The organism is Streptomyces sp. NPDC037242 (assembly GCF_055604165.1).
Genome location: NZ_JBVJUY010000022.1, coordinates 116054 through 141791, shown reverse-complemented (window position 1 = coordinate 141791; position 25738 = coordinate 116054). Strand labels below are relative to the sequence as shown.

Annotated in this window: 21 protein-coding genes; 10 read left to right on the top strand and 11 right to left on the bottom strand. The window is 73.2% G+C overall.

What is annotated here, in order from left to right; genetic code table 11:
* Positions 1-102 precede the first annotated feature (102 nt).
* Together ACZ7GJ_RS25160 and ACZ7GJ_RS25155 are read right to left on the bottom strand one after the other, a co-directional pair.
* On the bottom strand, positions 103-726 hold the full coding sequence (locus tag ACZ7GJ_RS25160) for an isochorismatase family protein (protein WP_470754896.1): 624 nt from the start codon (positions 724-726) through the stop codon (positions 103-105).
* Positions 727-818: 92 nt separating this feature from the next.
* Positions 819-1811 (bottom strand): GlxA family transcriptional regulator, encoded by a 993-nt coding sequence (locus ACZ7GJ_RS25155; protein WP_470754895.1) that lies wholly within the window; start codon positions 1809-1811, stop codon positions 819-821.
* A 196-nt stretch (positions 1812-2007) separates the two neighbouring features.
* On the opposite strand from ACZ7GJ_RS25155, the gene ACZ7GJ_RS25150 reads away from it, so the two are divergent.
* Complete coding sequence (locus tag ACZ7GJ_RS25150) at positions 2008-2766, top strand: polysaccharide deacetylase family protein (protein WP_470754894.1); 759 nt, start codon at positions 2008-2010, stop codon at positions 2764-2766.
* Positions 2767-2779: 13 nt separating this feature from the next.
* On the opposite strand, the gene ACZ7GJ_RS25145 is transcribed toward ACZ7GJ_RS25150, so the two are convergent.
* From ACZ7GJ_RS25145 to ACZ7GJ_RS25120, 6 genes are all read right to left on the bottom strand, one after another.
* Positions 2780-4249 (bottom strand): CehA/McbA family metallohydrolase, encoded by a 1470-nt coding sequence (locus ACZ7GJ_RS25145; RefSeq protein WP_470754893.1) that lies wholly within the window; start codon positions 4247-4249, stop codon positions 2780-2782.
* A 60-nt stretch (positions 4250-4309) separates the two neighbouring features.
* Entirely contained in the window at positions 4310-6856 is a 2547-nt protein-coding gene (locus tag ACZ7GJ_RS25140) for an ABC transporter permease (RefSeq protein WP_470754891.1), read from the bottom strand.
* Between the two features lie 118 nt (positions 6857-6974).
* A complete protein-coding gene (locus tag ACZ7GJ_RS25135) occupies positions 6975-7730 on the bottom strand; it encodes an ABC transporter ATP-binding protein (protein WP_470754904.1) in 756 nt (251 codons plus the stop codon).
* Between the two features lie 167 nt (positions 7731-7897).
* On the bottom strand, positions 7898-9163 hold the full coding sequence (locus ACZ7GJ_RS25130; protein WP_470754890.1) for a sensor histidine kinase: 1266 nt from the start codon (positions 9161-9163) through the stop codon (positions 7898-7900).
* A 4-nt stretch (positions 9164-9167) separates the two neighbouring features.
* Positions 9168-9920 carry a two-component system response regulator CseB gene (gene cseB / locus ACZ7GJ_RS25125; RefSeq protein WP_470754889.1) on the bottom strand — a complete coding sequence of 251 codons (753 nt, stop codon included), beginning with the start codon at positions 9918-9920 and terminating at the stop codon, positions 9168-9170.
* Positions 9921-10131: 211 nt separating this feature from the next.
* A complete protein-coding gene (locus ACZ7GJ_RS25120) occupies positions 10132-11262 on the bottom strand; it encodes a helix-turn-helix transcriptional regulator (RefSeq protein ID WP_470754888.1) in 1131 nt (376 codons plus the stop codon).
* A gap of 133 nt (positions 11263-11395) precedes the next feature.
* On the opposite strand from ACZ7GJ_RS25120, the gene ACZ7GJ_RS25115 reads away from it, so the two are divergent.
* Both ACZ7GJ_RS25115 and ACZ7GJ_RS25110 read left to right on the top strand, forming a co-directional pair.
* Complete coding sequence (locus ACZ7GJ_RS25115) at positions 11396-11734, top strand: hypothetical protein (protein ID WP_470754887.1); 339 nt, start codon at positions 11396-11398, stop codon at positions 11732-11734.
* A 62-nt stretch (positions 11735-11796) separates the two neighbouring features.
* Positions 11797-12222, top strand: coding sequence for an NUDIX hydrolase (locus tag ACZ7GJ_RS25110; RefSeq protein WP_470754885.1), 426 nt, complete (start codon positions 11797-11799; stop codon positions 12220-12222).
* Between the two features lie 168 nt (positions 12223-12390).
* Here ACZ7GJ_RS25110 and ACZ7GJ_RS25105 read toward each other — a convergent pair whose 3' ends face one another.
* Positions 12391-13254: a LysR family transcriptional regulator gene (locus tag ACZ7GJ_RS25105; protein WP_470754883.1), complete on the bottom strand. Its 864-nt coding sequence runs from the start codon at positions 13252-13254 to the stop codon at positions 12391-12393.
* Between the two features lie 69 nt (positions 13255-13323).
* On the opposite strand from ACZ7GJ_RS25105, the gene ACZ7GJ_RS25100 reads away from it, so the two are divergent.
* The gene (locus tag ACZ7GJ_RS25100; RefSeq protein WP_470754882.1) at positions 13324-14226 is read left to right on the top strand and encodes an EamA family transporter; all 903 of its coding nucleotides are present in this window, start codon (positions 13324-13326) and stop codon (positions 14224-14226) included.
* Positions 14227-14280: 54 nt separating this feature from the next.
* On the opposite strand, the gene ACZ7GJ_RS25095 is transcribed toward ACZ7GJ_RS25100, so the two are convergent.
* On the bottom strand, positions 14281-16158 hold the full coding sequence (locus ACZ7GJ_RS25095; RefSeq protein ID WP_470754881.1) for an ATP-binding cassette domain-containing protein: 1878 nt from the start codon (positions 16156-16158) through the stop codon (positions 14281-14283).
* 648 nt (positions 16159-16806) lie between these two features.
* Between ACZ7GJ_RS25095 and ACZ7GJ_RS25090 the strand changes: the two genes are divergently transcribed.
* The 3 genes from ACZ7GJ_RS25090 to ACZ7GJ_RS25080 all read left to right on the top strand — a co-directional run bounded on the left by ACZ7GJ_RS25090 (position 16807) and on the right by ACZ7GJ_RS25080 (position 20473).
* A complete protein-coding gene (locus ACZ7GJ_RS25090; RefSeq protein ID WP_470754880.1) occupies positions 16807-18123 on the top strand; it encodes a prenyltransferase/squalene oxidase repeat-containing protein in 1317 nt (438 codons plus the stop codon).
* Positions 18124-18197: 74 nt separating this feature from the next.
* Complete coding sequence (locus ACZ7GJ_RS25085) at positions 18198-19550, top strand: methyltransferase domain-containing protein (protein ID WP_470754879.1); 1353 nt, start codon at positions 18198-18200, stop codon at positions 19548-19550.
* On the top strand, positions 19547-20473 hold the full coding sequence (locus ACZ7GJ_RS25080; RefSeq protein ID WP_470754877.1) for an adenosine deaminase family protein: 927 nt from the start codon (positions 19547-19549) through the stop codon (positions 20471-20473). The genes ACZ7GJ_RS25085 and ACZ7GJ_RS25080 overlap by 4 nt, the downstream gene beginning before the upstream one ends.
* A gap of 22 nt (positions 20474-20495) precedes the next feature.
* Here ACZ7GJ_RS25080 and ACZ7GJ_RS25075 read toward each other — a convergent pair whose 3' ends face one another.
* Entirely contained in the window at positions 20496-20969 is a 474-nt protein-coding gene (locus tag ACZ7GJ_RS25075; RefSeq protein ID WP_470754876.1) for a hypothetical protein, read from the bottom strand.
* Positions 20970-21078: 109 nt separating this feature from the next.
* Between ACZ7GJ_RS25075 and ACZ7GJ_RS25070 the strand changes: the two genes are divergently transcribed.
* From ACZ7GJ_RS25070 to ACZ7GJ_RS25060, 3 genes are all read left to right on the top strand, one after another.
* On the top strand, positions 21079-21300 hold the full coding sequence (locus ACZ7GJ_RS25070; RefSeq protein WP_470754875.1) for a hypothetical protein: 222 nt from the start codon (positions 21079-21081) through the stop codon (positions 21298-21300).
* On the top strand, positions 21297-22277 hold the full coding sequence (locus tag ACZ7GJ_RS25065; RefSeq protein ID WP_470754873.1) for a hypothetical protein: 981 nt from the start codon (positions 21297-21299) through the stop codon (positions 22275-22277). The genes ACZ7GJ_RS25070 and ACZ7GJ_RS25065 overlap by 4 nt, the downstream gene beginning before the upstream one ends.
* 106 nt (positions 22278-22383) lie before the next feature.
* Complete coding sequence (locus ACZ7GJ_RS25060) at positions 22384-25716, top strand: DEAD/DEAH box helicase (RefSeq protein WP_470754872.1); 3333 nt, start codon at positions 22384-22386, stop codon at positions 25714-25716.
* The last annotated feature ends 22 nt before the right edge of the window (positions 25717-25738 follow it).

The window sequence follows — 25738 nt, the reverse complement described above, 5'->3', positions numbered from 1 at the left end:
CCCCCCCCCCCCCCCCCCCCCCCCCCCCCCCCCCCCCCCCCCCCCCCCCCCCCCCCCCCCCCCCCCCCCCCCCCCCCCCCCCCCCCCCCCCCCGGTTCCGGGTCAGGCGGGGAGGGCGTCCACGGTGGGGACGACCACGCCGAACAGGTCGGTGATCGCGGTCAGGGCGGCGCTCTGGAGGGCGGCAGCGGGCAGGACGGCGCCGTCGGGGGTGGCGAGGGCGCGCGTGGCGGTGGCCTCGGCGACGGCGGTGGGGCGGTAGCCGCGGTAGAAGGCACCCTCGGCGGTGTAGTTGACGCACATGTGCGTCATGAAGCCCGCCAGCACCAGGCTCTTGCCGCTGCCGGGTTCGAAGCCCAGGCCGGTCAGCGTCTTCTCCAGTTCGGTGGCGTGGAAGGCGTTCGGCACGTGCTTGACCACGACCGGCTCGCCGTCCGCCGGGGCGACTTCGTCGCTGATGGCGCCGATGTGGGCGCGGATGTCGTACGGGGTGTCCTGCCCGCCGTCGTTGATGACGTGGACGACCGGGGTGCCCGCGGCGCGGGCGCGCTCCAGCAGGCGGGCGCCGGCCGCGAGGGCCTCCTCGGCACCTTCCAGGGCCATGACGCCGGTGCGGTAGGTGTTCTGGAAGTCGATCATGATCAGGACGGAGTCGCTCAGCCTGGCCGGCTGGTCGTCAAGGCCGCTGACCTCTCGCAGGGTCGCGGAGGGCTGGTTCTTGCTCATCGGGTGCCTTTCATGGAGGAATCACGTGGAATCAGGCATGGCGAAGCCGTCCGCCCTGCCTGGGTGTGGTCGTGCGGTGGAAGTGGAGAGGGTCAGACGGTCTGCGTCCGGAAGCGGCGGCGGTACGCGGCCGGGGTCGTGGCGAGCTGCCGCCTGAACGCCCGGTGCAGGGTCTCCGCCGAGCCCAGCCCGGCCTCGGCCGCGACCCGGTCGAGCGGGCCGTCGGTGGTCTCCAGCAGGCGCCGGGCCACCTCCACCCGGGCGGCTTCGACGTAGGCGGCGGGACTGGCGCCCGTCTCCTGTTTGAAGACGCGGGCGAAGTGCCGCTCGCTCAGGCACATCCGGGCCGCCAGTACCTCCGCGGACAGGTCCCCGTCGAGGTGGTCCGCGATCCACAGCCGCAGCTCGTCGATGTCCCGACGGGCCGATGCCGGGCGGCTGAGCGGCACGGAGAACTGGCTCTGCCCGCCCTGCCGCTTGAGGTACATCACCAGTTGCCGGGCCACGGCGAGCGCGACGTCCTCGCCCAGGTCCTCGGCCACCAGGGCGAGCGCGAGGTCCAGGCAGGCGCTGATCCCGGCGCCCGTCCACAGCCGGCCGCGGTCGGTGCGGACGAAGATCGGGTCCGGGTCGACCGTGACGGCCGGATGGTCGGCGGCGAGCTGGGCGGCGGTCGACCAGTGCGTGGTCGCCGTCTTCCCGTCCAGCAGCCCGGCCGCCGCCAGTATGTGCGCGCCCACGCACACCGACGCCACCCGCCGTGCGTGCGGGGCGGTCTGCCTCACCCAGGCCACGACGTCGGTGTCGATCCGGGCCCGGGGACCGTCCTCGGCCATGTCGACCGCGCCGGGCACCAGCAGGGTGTCCACACGCCCGCCGACCTCGTCGAAGGCGAGGTCAGCCAGCAGTCGCACGCCCGCCGACGTACGCACCTCGCCGGCCTCCGGCCCGGCGAGCCGGACCTGGTAGCCGGCACGGCCCGCGGTCTCCCGGTTGGCCAGGGCGAAGACCTCGGCCGGGCCGGTGACGTCGAGGAGGTCGACATCGGGGAAGACCGCGATGACGACACGGTGCGAAGTGGGCATGGCCCCATCCTCACCGGCACCACCCATGGCCGCAATGACGGCTGACTGTCACATTCGGACATGCATGGCCAAGATCCGAGATCCGAGATCACCCGAGTGCCCGGCCCGGGCTGGAGGCGCCGGGCCCGCCGCTCTCGCATAGTCCAGACAGGCCCGCGAACAGCGGACCGCGCCGAAGAGGTCGAAGGGACCACCCATGATGCATATGGGACGTCGCGCCGTCATGATGACGGCGCTCGCGGCCGCGGGATCCCTCCCCGGCGCCCAGGCCCAAGCCCGGTCCCTGGCCGCACCGGCCGCGGCGGGTCCCCGTCCACCGGCGGGGTGGTTCGGTGACGAGATCCGGCGCATTCCCACCACCCGGAAGATCGTGGCGCTCACGTTCAACTCCGCCTGGGACGAGGCCGGGATCGATACCGTGCTGACCGAGCTGCGCAAGCGGAAGCTCGCCGCCACGTTCTTCCCCACCGGCCGGTTCGCCGAGTCCCATCCCGCCGCCGTCCGCGCGATGGCGGCCGCCCACGGCCTGGGCAACCACTCGCACACACACCCCTACTTCGACGACCTCACCACCGAGGCACGGGCCCGCGAAGTCCGGCGCGCCGACACCGCGATCCGCCGGGCATCGGGGGCCGAGCCCCTCCCCCTGTTCCGGTTCCCCTACAGCGCCACCGCCCCAGACTCGATCGCCGACGTCAACGACCTCGGCTACGCGGCGATCGAGTTCACCCAGGACACCAACGGCTACCTCGGCCCACAAGGCGGCATGAGCGTCGACCGGGCCGTGCAGCGCGCCGTCGACGCCCTCGCTCCCGGCGCCATCCTCCAGATGCACGTCGGCAGCGCCGGCGACGGAGTCGTCCTCGACGCCCTGGCCCTGCCCCGCATCATCGACGAGGCCCAGCGGCAGGGCTACGAGATCATCGACCTCCGCGCCCTGCTCACCAGCGATTAGAGCAGCGGCAAGGTCATGTCAGCCAGATCGGGTTGGTCAGCGCCACCGGTGCTCCGGGCAGCGGTGGCATCTGGGGCGTACGGCGGACCTCCGCCCGGACGTAGGACGTACGGGCGGGTGTGGTGCGCCACTCCAGCGACGCGGCCGCCGGGGCCGTGAAGGCCACGCCCTGGTCCGTGACCAGCCGCAGGTCGCATCCGTCGGCTCCGGTCACGGCCAGCCGCACCAGGACCTCGGTGTCGGCCGGGGCGCGGAGCCGGTCGCCGATGCCGGCGTGGGCTCCTCGCGCGGTGACCGCGTCGAAGGTCACCGACACGGCCGAGGATTCCGCGGCGTAGCTGCGGCCCGCCCGCAGGCCGGCCAGTATCGCCTCGCGGGACAGGTCCTCGGCCAGGACCACCGTCTGCGGTGTGCCCACCCGGTCCGGGTCCCGGTGGTAGTCGCTGCTCGCGATCACCGGGAGCCACTGTTCGCCGGCGCCGCGCAGGGTCGCGTCCCACGAGGCGAGGGCGACCTCGTCGTCCGGGGTCCAGGCGCCGTTCCACACCTCCACCGCGTCGGCTTCGCCGAAGCCGAACTTCCAGGCGCAGCCTATGCAGGTGGCGTGCGGGTGGGCGGGGACGACCAGGCCTCCGGCCCGCCGTATCTGCCGTGCGAAGCGGTCGAAGCGCTGGTCGCGGGCGCGGTAGCGCCAGTCCACGAAGGTGCCCGGTGCGGTACCGACGGCGAGGACGTGGCCGGTGCGGGTGGTGACCTCCTCCCCCGTCAGGACCAGTAGGTCGGGATGGGTCCCGGCGACGGGGCCCCAGGCCGCGTGGGCCGAATTCGTGTTGTGTTCGGAGGAGTTGATGAAGTCCAGGTCCGCCCCACGGGCGAGCGCGGCGAGTTCGGCGGGGGTGCGGCGTCCGTCGGAGTGCACGGAGTGGAGGTGGCAGTCGCCCCGGTACCAGGCACGGCCGCGGCCCCGTGCGCGCTGCGGCGGGTGGACGGGGGCGACAGACACCCCCTGCGGGCCGTGGGTGAAGGTGGCGGTGATCTCGTAGGCCAGGCCTTGGGGGGCGACCGTGTACGGGCCCAACACCAGGTGCCAGCGGCCGGGTTCGATGGCGCCGGGCAGGTAGCCGGGGGTGGCCTCGTCGGCCCGCAGGAAGAACTCACCGCGGGCGCCGCCCGACCAGCCCCGGAAGCCGCGGCCTCCGAGGGCGGTGCCGCGCTGGTCGAAGACGCCGATGTCGAGCGCGTTGCCCGGGGTGCCGGACGGCTGGGGCGGTTTGTCGTAGGTGTAGTCGATGCGTAACTCGCGTATGTCTGAAGGCACTTCGAGCGGGAGGTATACGTAGTCCGGGGCGCCGGGTGCGATCGTGCCGCGCAAGGTACGGATGGAGGTGGCGGCGGTATCGGCGTCGTCCCGGTCGGCGGGGGTGAGGGGGCCGGCGGCTGCGGCTGCTCCGGTTGCCAGTAGTTCTCGTCTACTGAGGGCCATACGGAGACGGTGGCAGCCGCCGGTGAATGCGGCGTGAAGCCCCGGCTTCGGTCCGGGTGGCTACGCGGCCGCCGTCGCGGCGGGAATGTCCACCCGGGCCGCCCTGCGGGCCGGCCAGAGCGAGGCGGCCAGCGCGCCCGCCAGGGCGATGAGCACGCCGAGGGCCAGGCGCCCCCAGGGAATGACCAGCGTGTAGCCGACCACGCTCTCCTGGAGTGTGCGCCCCAGCGCCCAGCCCATGAAGACTCCCAGGACCGTGCCGAGGGTGGCGCCGAGCCCGCCGAGGAGCAGGGCCTCCAGGCGGATCATCCGGGTCACGCCGGCCCGGTCCACACCGAGGGCGCGCAGGGTGCCGATCTCCTTGCGGCGTTCGAGGACGGACATCGCGAGGGTGTTGGCGATGCCCAGTGCGGCGATCACCAGGGCCATGCTCAGCAGGGCGTAGAAGACGTTGAGTTGGTCACCGATGCCGCCGCTGTCCTCGGCGCGGATGGCCTCCTCGTCGAGGACGGCCAGGGCGGGGTTGTCGCCGAGGGCGTGGGTGATGCTGCCGAGCACGGCCCGGCCGGGTCCGCCGTCCGCGGCCACCAGGATCCCGGCGTTGTTGGGGTTGGAGTCGTAGCGGGCGACGAGGGAGTCGGGTGCGGTGATGCTGGGCAGCAGGTTGCTCTGCTCGTCCGCCCGGTAGATCGCGCCGATGGTGACGCTGCCGCTCTGGTCGCCGTGGCGCTTGAGGGGAAGGGTCTGGCCGACGTGCCAGCCTGCCGCCTTGGCCTTGAACTCGGCGACGGCGATCTGGCCCTGGGCGAGGCTGTCCAGGGAGCCCTCGATCATGTCGTACCGGAGCAGTCGGCCGATCGTGGCGGGGTCGACGCCCGTCAGGACGGAGGGGGTACCGGCGAGGCGGTACTCGGTGGACTGGTTGAGCGGGCTGGACGCGACGCCGGGCAGCTTCTTGAGGGGGTCCGCGGTGGCGCCGGTCATCCGCATGGCGCCGTCGGCCGGCTTCACCAGGTAGTCGGCGGTGAAGTCGTGGGTGGTCGCGCGGTCGAGGTACTGGGCGGCAGAGGCCCCGAGGACGGACAGGCCCGAGGCGAGGGTGAGGGCGATGGCGAGCGCGGCGGCGGTGGCGCCGGTGCGGCGCGGGTCGCGCACGGTGTTGCGGGCGGCGAGGTCCCCGTACACGGGCTGGAGGCGCCTCAGCAGCGGCTGGAGCGCGGCGACGAAGGGCCGGGACAGCAGCGGGATGAAGCCGATCGCGCCGGTCAGGGTGAGGGCCGCGCCGAGGCCGATGACGGTGCGGGCGCCCTTCCCGGTGGTGATGGCCCCGTACACCGTGGCGGCGGCGCCGCACAGCACCAGCGCGGCGCTCAGGCCGTTACGGAGGGAGCCGGCGCGAGCGGGCGCCGTGTACTCGGCCGCGCTGAGCGCGGCGACGGGCGGGATGGCCATGGCCCGGCGGATCGGCAGCCAGGCGGCGACCAGGGGCAGGGCGGTGCCGACCAGCATGGACGCGATCACGGTGCCCGGGGTGAGGACCAGCGGGGCGGCCGGGGCGTCTGCGGCGGCGAAGACGGTTTGGAGCAGGGCGGCGACCCCGGTGCCGACGGCGAGGCCGACCGCGGAGGCGACCGCGCCGACGACGAGGGTCTCGGTCAGCAGGATGCGGCGCACCTGCTTGCGCGAGGCGCCGACGGCCCGCATCAGGGCCAGCTCCCTGGTGCGGCGGGCGACGAGCATGGTGAAGGTGTTGGAGATGAGGAAGGTCGCGACGAACAGGGCCACCGCGGCGAAGCCCAGCAGGATCTGGCTCATGGTGTCGCTGTCGCTGGTGGCGAGCCTCACCTGGATCTGGCCGAGCCGGGCCCCGGTGGCCGCGCCGGTCCCCTGGGGCAGCGCCTGCTCGACGCGGCTGAGCAGTTGCGTCGCGTCGGTGCCGGGTGCGGCCGTCAGGTCGATCTTCTGGTAGCGGCCGGGCTGGAGGAAGAGCTCCTGGGCGGTGGTGTTGGTGAACAGCGTCAGGCTGCCCCCGGCGGGGAGTTGGGTTCCGTCGGGGCGGAAGGTCCCGCTGAGGGTGTACGAGGCGGCGCCCTGGTTCGTGCCGGTGCGGACGGTGTCGCCGATGCGGTAGCCGCCCTTCGCGGCGGTGGCCTCGTCGAGGGCGATCTGGTCCTTGCCGGTCGGGCCGGAACCCTGGACGAAGCGGTACGCGGGGTCCTTGCCGTCCGCGCCCGGGGCGAAGTTGCCACCCCGGTGGGACGGGCCGTGCCCGATCAGCCGGCCTTCGCGGTCGGCGACGGCGGCAAAGCCGTCGACCCGGCCCGCGGCGACGGCGACGCCCTGGACCTTGGCCAGGGTGTCCACGGCGGAGGCGTCGATGCCGGCCGGTCCGCCGCTACGGGCGCCACCGGCTCGGGAGTCGTCGGGGAAGACGCTGACGGCGATGCGCTCGAAGCCGGCGCTCGCCCGGGCGGTGGCGGCACGGTTCAGGCTGTCGCCGTAGACGAGGCTGCCGGAGATGAAGGTGACGCCGAGCATGACCGCGAAGGCGGTCATCAACAGGCGGGCCTTGTGCGCGAACACGTTGCGCAGGGCGGTACGGAACATGGGGTGCGGATCCTGGGAGGCGGGCTCGGCGGTGCGAGCGGGCGGCTGGTTCGGTGCCGGGGACGAAGCGGGGAGGTCCGGGCGGCGGCGAGGTCCGGGCGGCGGCAGGGTGTTCGGCTCAGCTGGTGCGTGAGCGCGCGTCGAACGCCTTCATCCGGTCCAGGACCCGGTCAGGAGTGGGATGCGCCATCTCGTCGACCAGGCGGCCGTCGGAGAGGAAGACCACGCGGTCCGCGTACCCGGCGGCGACGGGGTCGTGGGTGACCATGACCACGGTCTGGCCGAGCTCGCGCACCGAATCGCGCAGGAAGCCGAGGACCTCGGCCCCGGCGCGGGAGTCCAGGTTGCCGGTGGGCTCGTCGCCGAAGACGATCGCCGGCCGGGAGACCAGCGCCCGGGCCACCGCGACGCGCTGCTGCTGCCCGCCGGACAGCTGTGCGGGCCGGTGGCCGAGGCGCTGGGAGAGGCCGACCATGGAGACCACGCGCTCCAGCCACCTCCGGTCGGGCCGACGACCGGCGACGGTCAGCGGCAGCGTGATGTTCTCCAGCGCGGTCAGCGTCGGCAGCAGGTTGAACGCCTGGAAGATGAAGCCGATCCGGTCGCGGCGCAGCTGCGTGAGCTGCCGGTCGCCGAGCGTGCCCAGTTCGGTGGTGCCGATGCGGACGGAACCGGAGTCGAACGAGTCGAGCCCTGCGGCGCAGTGCATCAGGGTGGACTTGCCGCAGCCGGAGGGTCCCATGATCGCGGTGAACTCGCCCTCCCGGAAGGAGATGCTGACGCGGTCCAGGGCGACGACGCGGGTGTCGCCGCTGCCGTAGGACTTCGACAGATCGGTGGTGGCGGCAGCAGCGGTCCCGGTCGTCGCTTGCAGCGAGTACGGGGCAAGGGGGTCGGCGGTCACAGGGACTCCTCTTCGGGTGCGGAACGGTGCACTTCGAAGGGTGTCGGGGGAACGTATCGGGGCCTGGGCCGCCGTGTATCGGCGCCGGCGCCGCTCTGTATCGGTTGCGTAGGGGCGGCGGACGGAGGACCGGGCGGTCAGGCCGGCAGGCGCAGGGTGGCTACGGCGCCGCCGTCCGGGGCGTTGTCCAGGTGCAGTTCGGCGCCGAGGACCCGGGCCTGGCCCAGGGCGATGGTCAGGCCCAGGCCGTGGCCCGAGCCGCGCTCCGCCGCGCCCGTGTGGAAGCGGCGCGGGCCGTCGAGCAGCAGGTCCGGGGGGAAGCCCGGGCCGTGGTCGCGTACGACGACCGTACGGCCCTCGACGGTGACCTGCACCGGGGTCTTCCCGTGCCGGTGGGCGTTGACGACGAGGTTGGCGACGATACGTTCGAGGCGGCGCGGGTCGGTCTCCACGCTCCGGGCTCGCTCGCCGTGCTGCGCGTCGGCGGCCACGGTGACCTCGGTGTCGAGGCCGGTGCGCGCCACTGCCTCGGCGACGACCGCGTCGAGCGGGACCCGGGCGCGGACCGCCTGTTCGGCGCCGGCGTCGAGCCGGGAGATCTCCAGCAGGTCCTCGACCAGGCCGCGCAGGTCGCGCACCCGGGCCCGGAGGAGGTCCTCGGTCTCGCCGGCCGGCAGCAGGTCGGCAGTGGCCAGCAGGCCGCCGACGGGGGTGCGCAGTTCGTGGGCCACGTCCGCGGTGAACTGGCGTTCCGTGCGCAGCCGTCGGCCGAGGCTGTCCGCCATGAGGTCGACGGTGGTGGCGATGTCGGCGACCTCGTCGCGGCCCTTGGTGTGCCCGGTACGGGCGTCCAGGTCCCCGGCGGAGATCCGTCCCGCGGTCTCGGAGACCCGCCGCAGCCTGCGGGCGAGCAGCCCGGCTCCGTAGACCGCCACGGGCGTGGCCGCCGCGAGTGCGAGCAGCGAGGCCACCGCCATGGTCACGTCGAGGCGGTACAGCTCACGGAAATCCGCGTAGATCGTCACCTGCACGGCCAGCACGGGGCTGCCCGGGCCGGCGACCCGCTGGGCACCCCAGACGGTGGGGTCCATGCTGCCCGGGACGTTCCCGCCGTAGGAGACGTGCCGGTCGCCGTCGGTCGGGTTCTGCAGTGCGTAGGGCAGATCGGGCGGGTCGAGCCGGGCGTTGCTCGTGAGCGCCCCGGTGCGCCGGTAGACGTCCATGGCAGAGGTGATCCCGTCGAAGGCCTGCCTTTCGGCCCGGTGCCGGATCTCGTGCGCGGTCCACACGTGCACCAACAGGCCCACGACCAGGGCGACCAGGCAGGCCGTGGACGCGGCCAGCGTGGCGATCTTCCAGCGGAGCGGCACGCGGGCGGGCTTCCGCCGGCGGAACGGGCTCACCGGGTCAGCGCCTGAGCTTGTAGCCGAAGCCGCGGACCGTCTCGATCCGGTCCCGGCCTAGCTTGCCGCGCAGCCGCTGTACGCACAGGTCCACGACCCGGCTGTCGCCGTCCCAGCCGTAGTCCCAGACGTTGCGCAGGAGGGTGTGCCGCTCCAGGACGATGCCGGGGTGGGCGGCGAACTCCAGCAGCAGCTTCAGTTCGGTCGGGGTCAGCGCCACCGGGGTTCCGGAGACGGACACCTCCAGGCCGCCGGTGTCGATGCTCAGGTCGCCGAAGACCAGCACCTCGCCCTCGGACGGTGCCGGCCCGTCGCCGGCGGTCTGCGCGGGGCCCGGGGCGGGGGCAGGAGCGTAGGTCGCCCGCCGCAGGAGCGAACGGATGCGTGCCACGAGGACGTAGGTGTCCACGGGTTTGACCACGTAGTCGTCGGCCCCGGCCTCCAGGCCGGCGACGACGTCGAGCCCGTCGCCGCGGGCGGACATCATCAGGACCGGCACCAGGCTGGTCTCGCGGACCCTGCGGCACAGGCCGATCCCGTCCAGACCGGGCAGCATCACGTCCAGGATCAGCAGGTCGAAGGGCTCTTCGCGGAAGAGCTCCAGGCCCGCCAGTCCGTCGGCCGCGGTCTTCATCCGGTAGCCGTAGCGCTCCAGGGCGACCGTGAAGGACCGGCGCATGAGGTCGTCGTCCTCCACCAGCAGCACGCGGACGGCGGGCGGAGCGGCCGGAGCCGGGGTCGGGACGGACGAGGACACGGGCGGGTGGCTCCTGTTCGGACGGTCGTGAGGTGCGGGTACGCGTACGGATACGGGCCTGCGGGCCGGCCCCGCGTGCACCGCGCGCAGACGGCGGCCCGGAGGGAACGATATGGCATACATCGGGCGCGGCGACCGCGTCGCGGCCCGGCGCACCGATTCGATGGACGACCAAGCGCTCCCTGATACGCGGCCGATACAAAAGGCGGTCCTACTGCCCGGCGGTGTGGAACCAGCCGAGGGCTCCCATGGCGCGGCCGCTCTCGACGCCGGGCTGGTAGTGGCTGAAGTAGAGGATCCGCAGGAGTCGGCCCCGGCTGTTCGCCCCGGTCTTGTCGAACACCTTCTTGAGGTGGTCCCTGACCGTGTAGGGGGAGATGCCGAGCCGCTGGGAGATCTCGGTGTCGGACATGCCGTAGACGACGAGCTGCGCGACGTCCTGTTCGCGGGAGGTGAGGTCGTACGCTTCCATCAGGATCCCGATGGTGTGCTCGGGGCGGCTGGGCTGGATGATGACCGCGACGCGCCCGGCCGTGTCCATGCGCGTGGCCGTGAGCGACACCCACCGCCCGGCCGCGCCGTACAGGCGCACCGATGCGTCGCCCGTCGTACGGGCCCTGCGCGACGCGTGCAGGACGGGCTGCGGGAGCCGGCCCGGCCCCGCGGGGGTGCCGCCCAGCCGGTCGAGCCACAGCTGCCCGGACGGGGTGACGCCGCCGATGCCGCCGTCGGGCTCGAAGGTGAGCAGTCCGGGGGCGGCGGGGTCCTGCGAGTCCGCGGTGGCGGCGTCGTGGCGGAGGTAGGAACGGCGCAGCCCTTCGGCGATGGTCGGCGCGAGCGATTCCATGGCCGCGATCTCGCCCTCGCTGAACGGCGCCCGGTCACCGCCCCGGTGCAGGACCAGCGCGCCCCACACCGTGTGGCGTCCGCGCAGGACCACGCGCATCTCGTCGCCCATGCCGGTCGGGCGGTAGACGTCGCGGTAGCGGCAACTGGTGTGCGGGCGAAGGCGGGTGGCCTGCCACAGTCCGGCCGCGAGCCGGCCGGCCTTGACCAGGTGGGGGAAGTGGTTGACGTCCTCCTCCCCGTATTCGATGTCCAGGAGCCTGGGCAGGTGGGTGTGCGGGACGCCCTTTTCGTGGAAGCCGCCGGTGTGCATGAGGGTGGCCGGGTCCAGTGTCAGCCCGCACACCCCGTCCGCCGCCACGGCTGCGGGGATGATCTCGTTCAGGCCGCTGAACAGCGTCAGCGGATCCGGGAGCCCCAGGCACAGCCTCTCGATGCTCGTACGGGCCCGGCGCAGCGCGGCGCCGCTGGGTAAACCTGTGTTCGATCGCGTCACGCGGGTCTGTTACCGCATTGCCCCACCCGGCGAAACCCCAACTTCCGGGGATCGAAGGCCGCCCGGGGCGACAGTAGCTTTCGTTGCACGCCGGTCCGACGAGAGTCCGGACGAGAGCCCAACGGGAGAACTCATGCAACTGCGCAGCAAGGCCCTCGGCATCGCCGCCGCGACCGTCACCGCCGCCGGGCTCGCCCTGGTGCCCGCCACTTCGGCCAGTGCCGCTCCCGCCGGAGCTCAGAGCCTCGCCTCCTGCATCGGGCACTACGCGAACACGGCGTTCTGGATGGACTGCACCGGCGGTTCGGAGACGAGCTGGGCCCGCCTCGGCGGCCTCTGCGGTCCGACGTCCGGGATCTCGGTCTGGAACTGGACGAGTTGGCACCGGATCAGCCCCGGCGAGAGCTGGACGCTGAGCGCGGAATGCAATTCGCGGGTCTGGGGCCAGCGGGTCGAGGTGCGTCCGTACTGACCGGATAGGTTGTCCCCTCGCGGCCGGTGTGTGCCGTGCAACTCCAGCCACAGGGGGACGTTTTGACGAAGGACGTACGCGCACGGGTATCGGCCTACGCCATAGCCACCGTGCAGGAACAACTGCTGCTGACCCGGCTCTCGGACTCCTCGCCGGTCTTCGAACCGGGGTTGTGGCACCTGCCCGGCGGGGGGATCGATCCGGGCGAGCAGCCGCGCGAGGCGCTGGAGCGCGAGCTGTACGAGGAGACCGGGCTCGAACTCCTCGACGCCCGCCTGGTCGACGCGCGGGCGTACACGGCGCACCGGCTCGGGGTGAGTTGGAACCTCGTGGGGCTCTTCTACCGCGTCGATCTGCGGCCCGGCCCGCTCGTGGTCACCAAGGAGGACGACTCCACCTGCGCCGTCGACTGGATGCCCCTGGCCGGGCTGGAGGAGTCCCTCCTCTCCCCGGCCGCGATCGACGCTCTGCGGATGATCGGGATCTGAGGTCGGGTCAGCTCCGGTCTGGTCTGGTCGGTGCACGTCGGGTCAGGCCGGTTCACGGGGGTGCGGCCTACCACGACGGCAGTCCGTAGTACCGGGCCAGGGCCCGCGGGAGGTCGAGGAGGGTGTCGGGGTCGGTCTCCGCCAGGACCGATCCCAACGCCTCTTCGTTCACCCTTCGCCGGCGGTGAGGACCTCGTGCGCGAGTGCCACCAGGTGCGGGATCGCCGGGTGCCCCGGGCCCTCGCGCCAGGCGAGGAACACGGGAACGGTCGGCGCGTCCGCGAGCGGGCGGTAGACCAGCGACGGGTGTATGTGGTTGCTCGGGGTGGCCGAGGTGGTGACGCCCACGGCGCGGCCCGCGGCGATGGCCATGAGCCACTCGTCGGTGTTGGTCACCTCGATGGTCGCGGCGGGCCGGTCGGTCGCCGGCCACAGGTCCGGCGTCGTAGTGCCGGAGACGGTGTTGAGGGCGATGGGGTGGGCGACGAGGTCCGCCAGGGTGACCTGCGGGAGAGCCGCCAGCGGACTGTCCGTGGGCATGACCACCACCCGCCGCTCCGACAGCAGCAGCTCCGTGCGCAGTCCGGCCGGGGTGACCGCGCCGCGCAGCAGGGCCGCGTCGACCTTGCCCTGCGTGAGGCCCGCCGTAGGGTCGTCGATGCGCAGCAGCTCCAGCGGGGTGTCGGGGTGCCGCTCGTCCCACCGGCGCAGCAGCGGGACGGTGTGGTCGCCGAGCGCGGCCCAGGTGTGGCCCAGGCGCAGCGGCCAGTTCCTCAGCCCTCCGGGGTCGAGGGCGGTCTCGACGGCGGCTACGGCGGCGCCGGCCTTGTCGCGGAAGGTCCGGCCTTCGGCGGTCAGTTCGAGGTGGTGCGTGGAGCGGTCGACGAGGCGCGCCCCGAGGTGGTCCTCCAGTTGGCGCAGGGTACGGGAGAGCGCGGGCTGGCTCAGGTGCAGGCGGGCGGCGGCGCGGGTGACGTTGCCCTCTTCGGCGATGGCGAGGAAGGCACGCAGGTGCCGCAGCTCGATGGTCATGCGTCAGGAGCATAACCGTGAGGTACTCGGCATTTCACGCGGCGCGGCCGATTTCCTAGCGTGAAGGTCATGACATCCACGGTGCACGACTCGACCGCGACGACGGCCGCCCCCGTCGTCCTGCGCCACGCCGCGGGGCGCGGCACCCTCGGCGGCGTCGGCCTGGTGCTGGCCGGGGCCGTGTCCGTCCAGTTCGGATCGGCCTTCGCCGCCCTGCTGTTCCCCCGGGCCGGGGCGCTCGGCACGGTCGCCCTGCGCGTGACGTTCGCCGCGTTGCTGCTGCTGGCCGTCGCCCGGCCGCGGCTGCGCGGGTACACGCGCGCCGACTGGGCGGTGGCGGGCGGCTTCGGCCTGGCTCTCGGCGGCATGAACGTCCTCTTCTACCAGGCGATCGACCGTATCCCGCTGGGCGCGGCGGTCACCCTGGAGGTGCTCGGTCCGCTGCTGCTGTCGGTGGTCGCGGCCCGCCGCGCCGCCAGCCTGCTGTGGGCCGCTCTCGCGCTGGCCGGCGTGTACGTCCTGGGCAGCGGCGATTTCCACCGGCTCGACGTCGCGGGTGTGTGCTTCGCGCTGGGTGCGGGGGTGATGCTGGCGGCGTACATCGTCTTCAACGCCCGTGCGGGCGCCCGCTTTCCGCGGCTGGACGGGCTGGCGGTCGCGATGTCCGTCGCCGCACTGGTCAGCCTGCCGCTGGGCATCGGCGCATCGGGCGCGACCCTGCTGGAACCGCAGGTGCTCGGGCTGGGCCTGGCCATCGCGGTCATGAGCTCGGGCGTGCCCCACACCCTGGAGCTGCTGGCGCTGCGCCGGCTGCCCGCGGCGACGTTCGCGGTGCTGACGTGCCTGGCGCCCGCCTTCGCCGCACTGGCGGGCTACCTGGTGCTGGACCAGGGGCTGTCGCTGCCGCAGTGTGCGGGCATCGCGATGGTGGCCGCGGCGAGCGCCGGCGCGGTGCGTACTGGCCGGCGCTGAGCTGGCCGGCCACCCCCGCGGGGTGGCCGGCCGACTCGTCGGGGACAGGGCCCCCTAGCGGTCCATGGAGAGCCGGACGAGCTCGGCGAAGGATCCTTGCGTGCGGATCAGTTCCTCGTACGTCCCCTGCTCGGCGATCCGGCCCCGCTCCAGGACGATGATGCGGTCGGCGAGCCGGCAGTTCTCCATGCGGTGCGTGACGATCACGGTGATCCGTTCCGCCTTCATGTCGCGCAGGCCGGAGAAGACCATGTGCTCGCCCCTCGGGTCCATGGCGGACGTCGGCTCGTCCATGACGAGGAGCGCCGGACGGCGGTGGAACGCCCTGCCGCAGGCGAGGCGTTGCCACTGGCCGCCGGACGGTTCGTGTCCGCCCCAGAGGGACCGGGCCAGGAGTGTGTCCAGGCCGTCGGGGAACTCCTCGACGGCCTCTTTCATGCCGACGGCGTGCAGGGCGTCCCAGACGGCTTCCTCTCCGCGCGGGTCGGGCTGGCCGAGGGTGATGTTCTCGCGCGCGGAGAAGGGCCAGTAGCCGTAGGACTGGGTGACGAGGCCGACGTGGGTCCAGGCGGTCCGCTGGTCGGCGTCGGAGGTCGGCACGCCGTCCCAGGACACCGTGCCGGCCGTCGGGGTGGTGAGCGCGGTGAGGAGCCGGATGAAGGTGGACTTCCCGGCGCCGTTCTCGCCGACGAGCGCGATGACCTCGCCACGGTTCAGGGTGAGGTCGACCGGTCCGAGCGCGGGGGTGTCCTTGCCCGGATAGGTGTAGGCGGCCGCCTCCAGCCGGATCTTCTCCGGGGCCTCCATGGCCTGCGGGCCCCGGGCTCCGGACTGCTCGGCGGCCTGCGCGATGAAAGTGGCGTAGTCGCCGAGGTAGAGGGCGTGCTGGAACATGGCCGCGCCGTAGACGACCAGGCTGGACAGGGCCGCGGTCGAGATCCGCATGGCGACGATGGCGGTACCGGCGGCGCCGATGGCCATGTATCCGCCGGCCACGAGTCCGCCCAGGGACATCCAGGTCAGGACGACGAACAGCCCGGACGCGCCGGCGGCGATCAGGTAGACGGTCAGGTAGCGGGGGGCCGAACCGACCATCCTGGAGTCGATGCGCTCGCAGACGGCGGCGTACCAGTGGTGGGCGTACGGCCGCATGCTGTTGCCCCGCAGCTCGTCCGCGAGCTTGGGCGTGGTGAGGTGCCAGCGCATCATGTGGCGGATGTTGCGGGACGCGACGGTCTCGTTGTGGAGGGTGTAGTCGAGGCGGGCGGCGTAGACCGAGCCCAGGCCCCGGGGAACGACCGACAGCAGCAGGAGCGGCAGCAGGACCGGATGGACCACCGACAGCACCGAGGCGACGGCGATCATGTCGATGAGTCCGCCGGTGAAGCCGAGGGCGTCCTGCAGGAGCATGGAGGAACGCGCGGACCCGGTCTCCGCCGCCTCGGAGCGCTCGGTGAAGTCGGGAGCGTCGTAGGAGGCGAGCTCCACGTCCATGTGGGCGTCGACCATCGCGAGGTCGGCGATGGTCGACATGCCCGGGGTGAGACGGCGCGCGGCACTTCCGGAGGCGATGGAGGCGAGTGCGCCGAGGGCGGTCATCGCGGCCGCGGCCGCCAGCGGCCAGGCGGCGGCCGCGATGCGCTGCTCGACGGTGCCGCCGGTGAGGAGCGGGCCCATGGCCCTGGAGACGGCGGTGAGGGCCGCGGCCGTACAGATCCCGCCGACGACCTGGGCTCCGACGAGCCAGATGAAGGCCGTACGGTTCACCGCCCAGGCGAGGCGGCCGGTCCGGGCGAGGGCGGACGGCACCCGGCGGGCCATCTGCACGAGCGACAGCCGCTCCATGGCCTTGCTGTGCTGCCCCCACTTGAACGTGAACTCCGGCGGGGCGGGATTCGGATTCTCGGCCTTCTCGGCCTGTGTCCGGGACATGCGCCTCTCCTCCAACTCGTGGGTTGTGAACGCCAGTTCAACGCCGGTTCAACACCGGGTTCGCCGTAGCCCTGCGGGCATGGCGAGGAAGCCCGACCCAGGCTGAGGGAAGGGCGAACGCGGCGTTCGGGGAACCGGAAGCAGCGAGTACACAGCAGCCCGCGGACCGGAGCAGCCGGATCTGGCCGACCTGTCGGCGCCGGCGGCCCCGGCCTGGCGGCTGATCGCGTCGGTCCCCGCCCGCGTTCCCGGGCTCCCGGCTCGGGCAGGTTGGCCGGAACCCGCCGCCGGACGGAGTCACCACGCCCAAAGCACTTGCGGCCGCGGCCGCACGGGACCCTCCGCGCGACCCGGCGGCCGGCGCCCCGGGAGTCGGCCCCCGCGGGCGGCGGCGCGCGTGACCAGCCCCGTTGTTCGCGCGGGCGGCCGCCGCGCGGCGCTTTCACCGGCTCCCGCACGGCCGGCCGCTCCCCGTACCGACCCGCTCGAACCGAACGGAACCGCACACGCGGCTACGGGCCACGTACGGGAGAAACCGGTGTCGGGCGACCCCGGAAAGGGCACACTGTGCCTACCGTTCTGCGTGCCGAATCACCTACGCACCGGGACGCCGTGCCGTGAAGCCGCCACCCGGGGGGAGACCAAGGCGTGCGTTCCGCAGCCGAGTTGTCCGGTACCGCCATCACCGCATCCATCGACCTCGCGATCGGCTGCCTGCGCCAGAACTTCCGTACGGCTCCGGACGCCGCCGCCGGCTGGTACCACTACCTCGACGATCCGAACCCGGGCATCACCGCCTCCGCGGTGGGCCTGTTCACCTTCGGCCTCGCGGGCGGCCGCTTCGAGCGCTCCTCCGAGGTGGTGGGCTACCTCACCGCCCAGCAGCGCCTGACCCCCGACGGCGGCGCCGGCGGCTGGCCCGTGCGTACGACCAACGGCTTCCCCATCGGCGAGGCCACGGCCTGGGTGGTACGGGCGCTCAGCCAGCCGGGCACCGCCCTCCTCGCCGGGGACTCCCTGCGCCTGGGCGTCGAATGGCTGCGGGCCAACCAGAACGTGGACTTCGGCTGGGGCTCGTACCGCGGCCAACCCTCCCGCGTCTTCCACACCGCGCTGAACATGCTCGCCCTCCACGAGTCCGGCGCGGGCGGCGAAGCCCTGGCCAACGCGCAGCGCTGGCTGATCGACGTACAGAACGCGCAGACCCCGGGCTGGGGACCGCTGCCCGGGGCGCAGCCGACGGTGGTGCACACGAGCATGGCACTGATGGCGCTCGCCCGGATCCCCGGGGCGCTGAGCACCAACACCATGCGCCAGACGGCGGAATGGCTGCTGGACCGGATCGAGCCCGGGGTGCACGTCGAGCGCAGCACGACGGTCGAGGAGTACGACGTCCCGTTCACGGACGGCGGCGCTCCTGCCGTGTTCCAGAACTCCCTCCCGCACTTCGCCGGGCCGCTCGCCCTGTCCGCGATCTTCTCCACCGGTGTGGTGGACCCGCTCCAGCCCAAGCTCTTCCAGGCGGTCGCCGGCATCATCGACAGCCAACTGGACGGCGGACACTGGGAGTTGCCCCGCAGTCCCATGCGCCCCTCGGTATGGGCGCTGTGGCCCTTCGTCTCGGCACTGTCCTCGGCGCGCACGGCGGTCCTGTCCACCCCCCGGAGCAAGGCGTCCCTGCTCTATCCGGGGTGCGCGATCGTGCAGAGCGAGGACCAGGCCCAGGACCTGACGCGCAGACTCCTGATCCAGAACGCGTTCTTCGACTGGCTGCGGAGCAAGTGGCTCACCCTGGTGCTCTGGGCGATCGCCCTCATCACCACCGGCATCCCGATCGCCCTCCTGGCGACAGGGCGGTTTTCGGTCAACGACTTCCTGACCGCGCTGATCCTGCCTGCGCTGCTGATGGTGCTCCAGTACGTATGGGAGCGGCGCCCGGCGACCCGGACGGGGGGCTCACCGTGACCGCTACCTTCCCCACCCCCGTCCCCGCCCCTGTCCCTGTGCCGGTCGTCCTTCCGCCGCCCGAGGTGTGCGAGATGTGCGAGGAGGTCCGGCTGTCCGGGTCCTTCGCCACGGGCGTCGTCACTTCGGGGGCACGGGGAAGCCCACCCGGGGCCGGGGCCGGGCCCGGTTTCGGCTTCTCCCGGCTCGTCGCCCGGACCAGGGCCGTCGATGTCCTGTCCGGTCTGGGTTCGCTGCTGCCGGGCTACGTACTGGTGGTGCCGCGGCGGCACACGACGAGCCTCGGCGAGCTGCCGCCGGCCGATCTGGCCGAGGCGTTCTCCGTCGGCTGGTGTTTCGCCGATCGCATCGAGCGCGAATTCGGCCACCCGGTGGTACTGGTGGAACACGGATCATCAGGGGCCGCGGACGCGATCGGGGCCACGACCTCGGGCGCATCCGGGACCGCCGCAATCCAGCACCGAACCGGAGGGTCATGCATCACACATTCGCACCTCCACATCTTCCCTCTTTCGGATGCGGCCCATTCGCCGCTGTTCGCCGCACCCGGAAGTCGGAAGATCTCCGGCCTGTCGAGGCTGGTTGACACCGCACACCGTAAGAAGAACTACTACTTCTGCACATGGAAACGCGACGAGGGGTACCTGTTGTCCGATCCCGATCTGCCCTCCCAGTACGCACGGCGCGTATGGGCGGGAACATTAGACGCGCCGGACGTGTGGGACTGGGCCGCGTTCCCCTTCCTCGCCAACTGCCAGGACACCACCAACCGGCTGCGTGACCCGGACGAGTCCGATACTGACCGCCAAATGCGTGAAACTCTGCTCGCTTACGGAGTGGCCGCCCGCACCTACGCCGCCCTCACCCGGCAGTTCACCGCCGGCTCGACCCTGCCCCACGAGATCGCCGATCTGGCGCGCACCACCCGGGGAGTCGTCCTCGACGCCGGCGCGGGCGCGGGACGCGACGCGCTGTGCTTCGCCGCGAACGGCCGCCGGGTCATCGCACTCGACGCCTGCCTGCCCCTGCTGACCATGACCCCCGAGGAACCCGAGGTCCAACGGGTCACCGGTGACGTACGGTCCCTCCCGCTCTCGACCGCGTCAGTGGGCGCGGTGTGGTGCTCCGCGGTGCTGCTGCACCTGCCGCCGGCCGAACTCCTGCGTGCGCTACGGGAGTTCCACCGGGTACTGGAGAGCCGTGGCGCCGTGCAGGTCTCGGTCAAGGAGGGCGACGGGCACGCTTCCCTGCCCATGGGCGGCGAGAACCCGTACCGCCGCCACTTCTTCTTCTACCGGCACGGCGATCTGATCCCACTGGCCCGCCAGGCCGGGTTCGACGTACAGCACACCTGGACCGAGGAGGAACGGGACTCCTCCGACGAGGTGCAGCGCTGGATCAAACTGAGGCTCCGCAGGACGACATGACCGACCCGCACGACATGACCGACTCGCGCCACGAGCACCCCCGCTCCCCACACCTCCATCTGCACCTCGAACCGGAGGAGCGCAAACGGCGCGAACTGGGCCTTGCGCTACGGGACTTCGGCTCGCGTGACCGCTTCTTCGAGGCGCACCGCACGGACCGCCCCGACCGCTCCCGGATCCTGCCGGGCGACCTCCGGCGGTTCCTCCGCGACGTGCACCTCGAACAGCGGCTCCAGGGCGCCGACTACGTGGAACTCCGGCTCTCACCACGCCGGTTCCTCGTCGACGGGATGACCTGGCAGGACTTCACCGACACCGCGCAGAACGTCCTGGGCCCGCTGCGCGATCCCCTGGTCACCGCGGTCCTGCTCGTCAACCGCAACAGCTCGGACACCTTCACGGCCGAGCTCACGGACCGCGTCGGCTGCCTCCCCCCGGTGTTCGTGGGCATCGACATCGCCGGGGACGAGCTCACCCACCCCGATGTACGGTCCTTCGTACCGCTCGCCCGGGCCGCGGCCGATGCGGGGCTGGGCTGCACGGTCCACGCGGGCGAGTTCGGCCCGGCCGAGCACATCTGGCGCGCCCTGGACCAGCTGGGCGCCCGGCGCATCGGCCACGGGCTCTCCTGCGCCTCCAGCCCCGCGCTGCTGCGCCGGATGGCCCGCGACTCGATCCTGACCGAGGTGTCCCTGACGTCGAACCTGGCCCTGGGCGCCGTCCCGACGCCCTGCGCCCATCCGCTGCCCGCCCTGTTGGCGGCCGGAGTGCCGGTCTCCCTCAATGCGGACGTCCCGCTCCACACCGGCCGGACCCTCGGCCACGAACTGGCCCTGGCCGCCACCCTCCTCGAAACGACCCCGACGGAGATCTGCGCCCTCCAGTCCCGGGCCGCCGCCTTCCGCTTCGGCCACCACCCCTGACCGGCCACCGCGCCGGGGGGCGCTACTCCTGCTCGTCGGCTCCTGCCTGCGACCACGACATGACCCGCCTCGGCCCCACGGGCATCAGCAGGCCCGCGAAGATCCCCTGGACCGCCAGCAGGACGACGATGAGCGAGGGCCAGGCGAACATCGCGAAGAGCATCACGGGCACGACGGTCAGCGTCCCGACGAGCAGCCGGACCTCGGCCGACTCGGTCCGCGTGTTCCGCCGGCGCGAGAGGCACACCAGCACCAGCAGCGTGAGCCCGCCGACCGTCGCGAACATGCCGGGCGCGAGCTCCCAGTACGCGAGGACCGTCTCCCCGTACGGCAGGGTGTCATCGAAGCCGTCGCTGCCCGGATCGTCGAGTCCGGGACTGGTCAGCGTCACCACGGTCCAGCCGGCCGCGAACAGCGCCGTGTAGCGCACGACGCAAGCCGCCATCCAGCGCCACCACCCCCAGGGCTCCCGCCGATCCACCACTGTCCACCTCATGCCGCGCAGCTGACCCGTAATGGGTCGGAATCGGACAGGTTACGCGTTCCCGCATGCCAGCACCGAAACCCGCCGATCCCTCGCGGGGGCGAGGCGGTCTACTGGGGCCATGACGGAGCAAGCGGGGGACGCGCAACCGCACCGGGGCTCGCACCGGCTGGTGGGCGTGATCGTCCCGATCTGGCACCTGGACAACTTCCGCGTGCGGGGCATCCACAGCCCGACCGTACTGCGACGCCTGGACGACGGCGTCTCGCGCGGCGTGTGGGAGACCGCCGAGGCGGCCGGGGAGTGGGCGGCGGCCTTGCGGGAGCTACGGTTTCACGCGTGACAGAGGTGACAGACACGCACCCCGGTACCGTGGCGCTTCTCGCCGCCGTGCCCGGCCTCGCCCCGTACGCCCGCAGGGCCGCGCTGTTGCGCCCCCGGGCGGGCACGCCGTCCGTACGCGACAGCCATGTCGGCGGGCCGATGCTGTGGCCCGCCGAGGAGGAGTGGCCCGTGTGCCGGGGGCCGCACCTGACCGAGGTGCGGGAGAAGCTCTCCGACGCCGACCGGGAAGCCCTCCAGCGGATCGACCGCGACATGCGCGCCCGGCGCGCCGGGAAGCCGCACTCCGCGTACGAGCTGACCGAGGAGGAGGCCGGGCTCAGTTCCCGGATCATGAACGGCGCCGGGTCGCTCGACATGATCACGTGGGAGCTGTGCCGCTGGGTGCCGGTCCCGGCCGACCCCGGGGTGCCGCTGGTGGGAGTGCTCCAGCTGCGCGCGCAGGACGTACCGGCGGCCGACTGGCCCGAGGGGTCGGACGTACTGCAAGTGCTGTGGTGCCCCCGGCCGCACCCCGAGCTGCCCGGCCGGTCGGCGCACTGGGGGCCGGCCGCCGAGGTGTACCGCCGCTCGGCGGCGTCGGTCGCGGCCGTGCAGGCACCCCCCGTACCGGTCGGCGCCTCGGACCGCTACCTGCCGCAGGCATGCGTCCTGGATCCGGCCGACGTGACCGACCTCCCGGACCCGGAGGAACTGCCCAAGGAGCTCGCCGCGCTGGCCGACGCCTGGGCGGAGGCACACGGCACCGAGTACCACCGCGGCCTCGCGTGCCACGACGGGTGGAAGTCCGGCGGCTGGCCGAGCTGGCACTCGACGGACCCGGAACCGCTCGACTGCTCCTGCGGCGCCCGGACCCGGCTGTCCCTCACCATGGGCAGCGGCCAGGACCCGGACCTGGACCTCGGCTCGTTCGGTGAACTCCGCATCTTCACCTGCCCCGAGGACCCGTCACACCCGCTCCTCCTGAACCTGCAATAGCCGCCCGGCTCACCCTCCGGCGCCGGGGCGGCGCAACGGCCTGACCCGGTTGCCGGTGGCGCCGTAAGGTGCGCAGTAGCGATCACCGATGACGGGAGCGGGTGCCATGGGGGGCGAACGTCGGCGGCGGGGACAGATCGTGGGGTACTGGCGGGCGGTTGAGCTGTTCAGCCCGCAGAAGGTGCCCGGGGTCTGCGTCAAGGAGCGCGTCTACGCCGTCGAGCCGGACCGGCCCATGCCCTGGGAGGCCGGGCATCCGCTGCGCTCCGAACCCCTGGAGCCCGGGTACGGGTGGCAACACGTCGTGTACGGCGGCGCGTACTCCCTCGGTGCGGTACGTGACACCCTGCTCGACGTCTTCGGCGAGAGCGGCGAGGACCACGACGGCCGGATGGACGGCGAGAGCGCGCTGTTCGCGCTGACCGTCACGGACGAGGGCCGGCTGGTGCTGGACTCCCCCGTCTTCTCCTCCTGCGCCTGGGCCACCGGCCGCGCGGTGACGCCCGGTCCCGGCAGCCCGGGCTGGCTCGACGGGTTCGAGGAGGAGGCCGGGGCGTGGGGCCTGCGGGCCGGGGCGCTCGGGGAGCCCGTCGAGGCCCCGGCGGGCGAATCCGGGGCCGATGCCGGTATCGATACGGGTACGGGTGACGGCGAGGACTCCCCCGTCGGCGCCGGAGTGGTCACGGCCAAGCAGTTACTGGAGTTCACCGGCACCCTCGCCCTCGCCTGGGGCGTCTCCGTCGCCCTGGCCCCGGCCGGCGTACGCGTCCGCAGCACCCCCGTGCGCCTGGACCACCCCGGCGGCGCCGACCAGCAGGACTTCCTCAACAGTTTCATCGCCGCGGACCTCGACCGCGTGGCCCGCGAGCTCGCGCAGCGCGACCCCGGCCCGGCCCTGGCCGCCTACCTCACCCCCGACGCCGCCTTCGACAAGGCCCGCCGCGTCGACCTGCGCCTGCACCCCGCGGCCGCGCTCGACGGCGTGGCCCCCGCCCGCACCCCGGCGGGCCGCTGGCCGGCCGACCCCGGGCATCCGCTCGCACTGAGCCAGCAGTTCGCCGTCAACGCCATCCACGCGGAGCTCGCCCCGGCCGCAGGGATCTTCGCCGTCAACGGTCCCCCGGGCACCGGCAAGACCACCATGCTGCGCGACTGCTTCGCCTCCGCCGTGGTCGAGCGGGCCCGCCGCCTGGCCGCACTCCGGCTGCCCTCCCAGGCGTTCGCCGAGCAGGGCCCGTACGTGTGGAAGAGCGGCGACTACACCCGTACGGTGACGCCGCTGCGGCCGGAGTTCACCGGCTTCGAGATCGTCGTCGCCTCCACCAACAACGGTGCGGTGGAGAACATCTCCACCGAGATCCCCGCCCGCGCCGCACTCGGCGAGCAGTGGCGCGAAGACGCCGACTACTTCGCCGAGCAGGCCACCCGCCTCCTCAAGGGCGACCCCGCCTGGGGCGCGGTCGCGGCCCGGCTGGGCAGCAAGAAGAACCGCCTGGAGTTCGTCAACCGCTTCTGGCACGGCAAGTACCGCCGGACCGACGCCGACGCCCCGCCCCCGCCGCCCGTCCCGCCGCAGGCGGACGGCCGCGGCGACGGCGCCCGGCGCCGCGGCCGCAATGGCTGGATCGACAGCGGCAGCGGGCTCTCCCACCTCCTGCGCCAGTGGCGCGACACCCCGCAGACCGGCGTGTGGCGCGAGTCCAAGCTGCGGTTCGAGGCCGCGCTGGCCAAGGTCGAGCGGCTACGCGAGGAGCGGACGCGTGCCGCGGGGGCCCATGCCGACCGGTTCGCGGCGTACGAGGCCCTGCGCCGGGCTCAGGGCGCCGTGGGGCACGACGCTCCGGCCCTGGCCCGCGCCCGCCTCGGGCTCCCGCCCGCCGAGGCCGTACTGGCGCGGGCCCGGCAGGCCCTGGCCGAGGCCGAGCGGGCGCTCGAAGCGCACCAGGCCCGCCGCCCGGGCTTCACGGTCAGCCTCTTCACCCTGGGCCGCGCCGCCCGCGACTGGCACGCGGACGAAGCCCAGGCCGCGGGCGCGGTCTCCGCCGCGCGGCAGGCCCGGGACGCGGCGCAGGCGCAACTGGACGGCGTACGGGCGACCGTGGGCGCGGCCGAGGCGCGGCTGGCCGCCCGGCAGGAGGCGGCGGACGCGGCCCGCGCCCGGGCCGAGCAGGTGGAGCGGACCTTGGCTGCGGCTCGTACCCGCTGGGAGGGGTTCGTGCCGGAGGAGGGCTGGCTCACCGGCGGCGAGGGCAACGGCAGCGGCGGCGGCGACGCGGTGCGCGAGCGCTCGGCCCCGTGGTCCGACCCGGAGATCACGCGGGCCCGCAGCGAGCTGTTCCTCGCCGCCCTCGACCTGCACCGGGCCTTCCTGCGCTGCACGGCCCGCACCATGTACGCCAACCTGATGGCCGCCATGGACGCGGTCACCGGGGCGGTACCGCGGACGGTGCCCGAGGCGCACCTGCGGGCCGCGTGGCAGAGCCTGTTCCTGCTGGTCCCGGTCGTCTCGACCACCTTCGCCTCCCTCGACCGGGTCTTCGGGCGGCTCGGCGCCGAGTCGCTGGGCTGGCTGTTCGTGGACGAGGCCGGGCAGGCGACCCCGCAGATGGCGGTCGGCGGCATCTGGCGGGCCCGCCGTACGGTCGTCGTCGGCGACCCGCTCCAACTGGAGCCGGTCGTCCTGCTGCCGTGGACGGCGCAGCGGGCGCTGCGCGACGACTTCGGCGCCGCGGAGGAATGGGCGCCGGGGCGTACTTCGGTGCAGCAGCTCGCCGACCGTGCCAACCGCTACGGCACCCTGCTGCCCGCCGAGCTGCCCGACGGCGGTCACGAGGTGTGGGTCGGCTCGCCGCTGCGGGTGCACCGGCGGTGCGACGATCCGATGTTCTCCATCAGCAACGCCATCGCGTACGACGGCCTCATGGTCCAGGGCATCGACGCGGGAGCGCGCGATCCCTACGTCTACCGCCCGGCCAGCAGCTGGGTGAACGTCACCGGCGCGGAGGCGGACGGGCACTGGATCCCGGAGGAGGGCCGGGCGCTGCGGCGCGTACTGGAACGGCTGCGCGACGAAGGGGGCGTGGACCTCGACCGGGACGTGTTCGTCATCAGCCCGTTCCGCCAGGTCGTCGCCGGTGCGAAGCGGGCCTGCCGCGACCTGGTGCCGGCCGAGCGGGTCGGTACGGTGCACACGACCCAGGGCAAGGAGGCGGACGTCGTCATCCTGGTGCTGGGCACCGATCCGCGGCGCGCGGGCGCCCGGGCGTGGGCGGCCTCCCGCCCGAACCTCCTCAATGTCGCGGTCAGCCGCGCCAGACGCCGCCTGTTCGTCATCGGAAACCTCGACGCGTGGCGCGACCAGCGCCACTTCACCACGCTGGCTGACTCGCTCCCGTCTCACACGTGGCGCCCGCCGAACCAGGACGGGCCGGGGCGGTAAAAGCTGGGGCCGAAGCGTGACA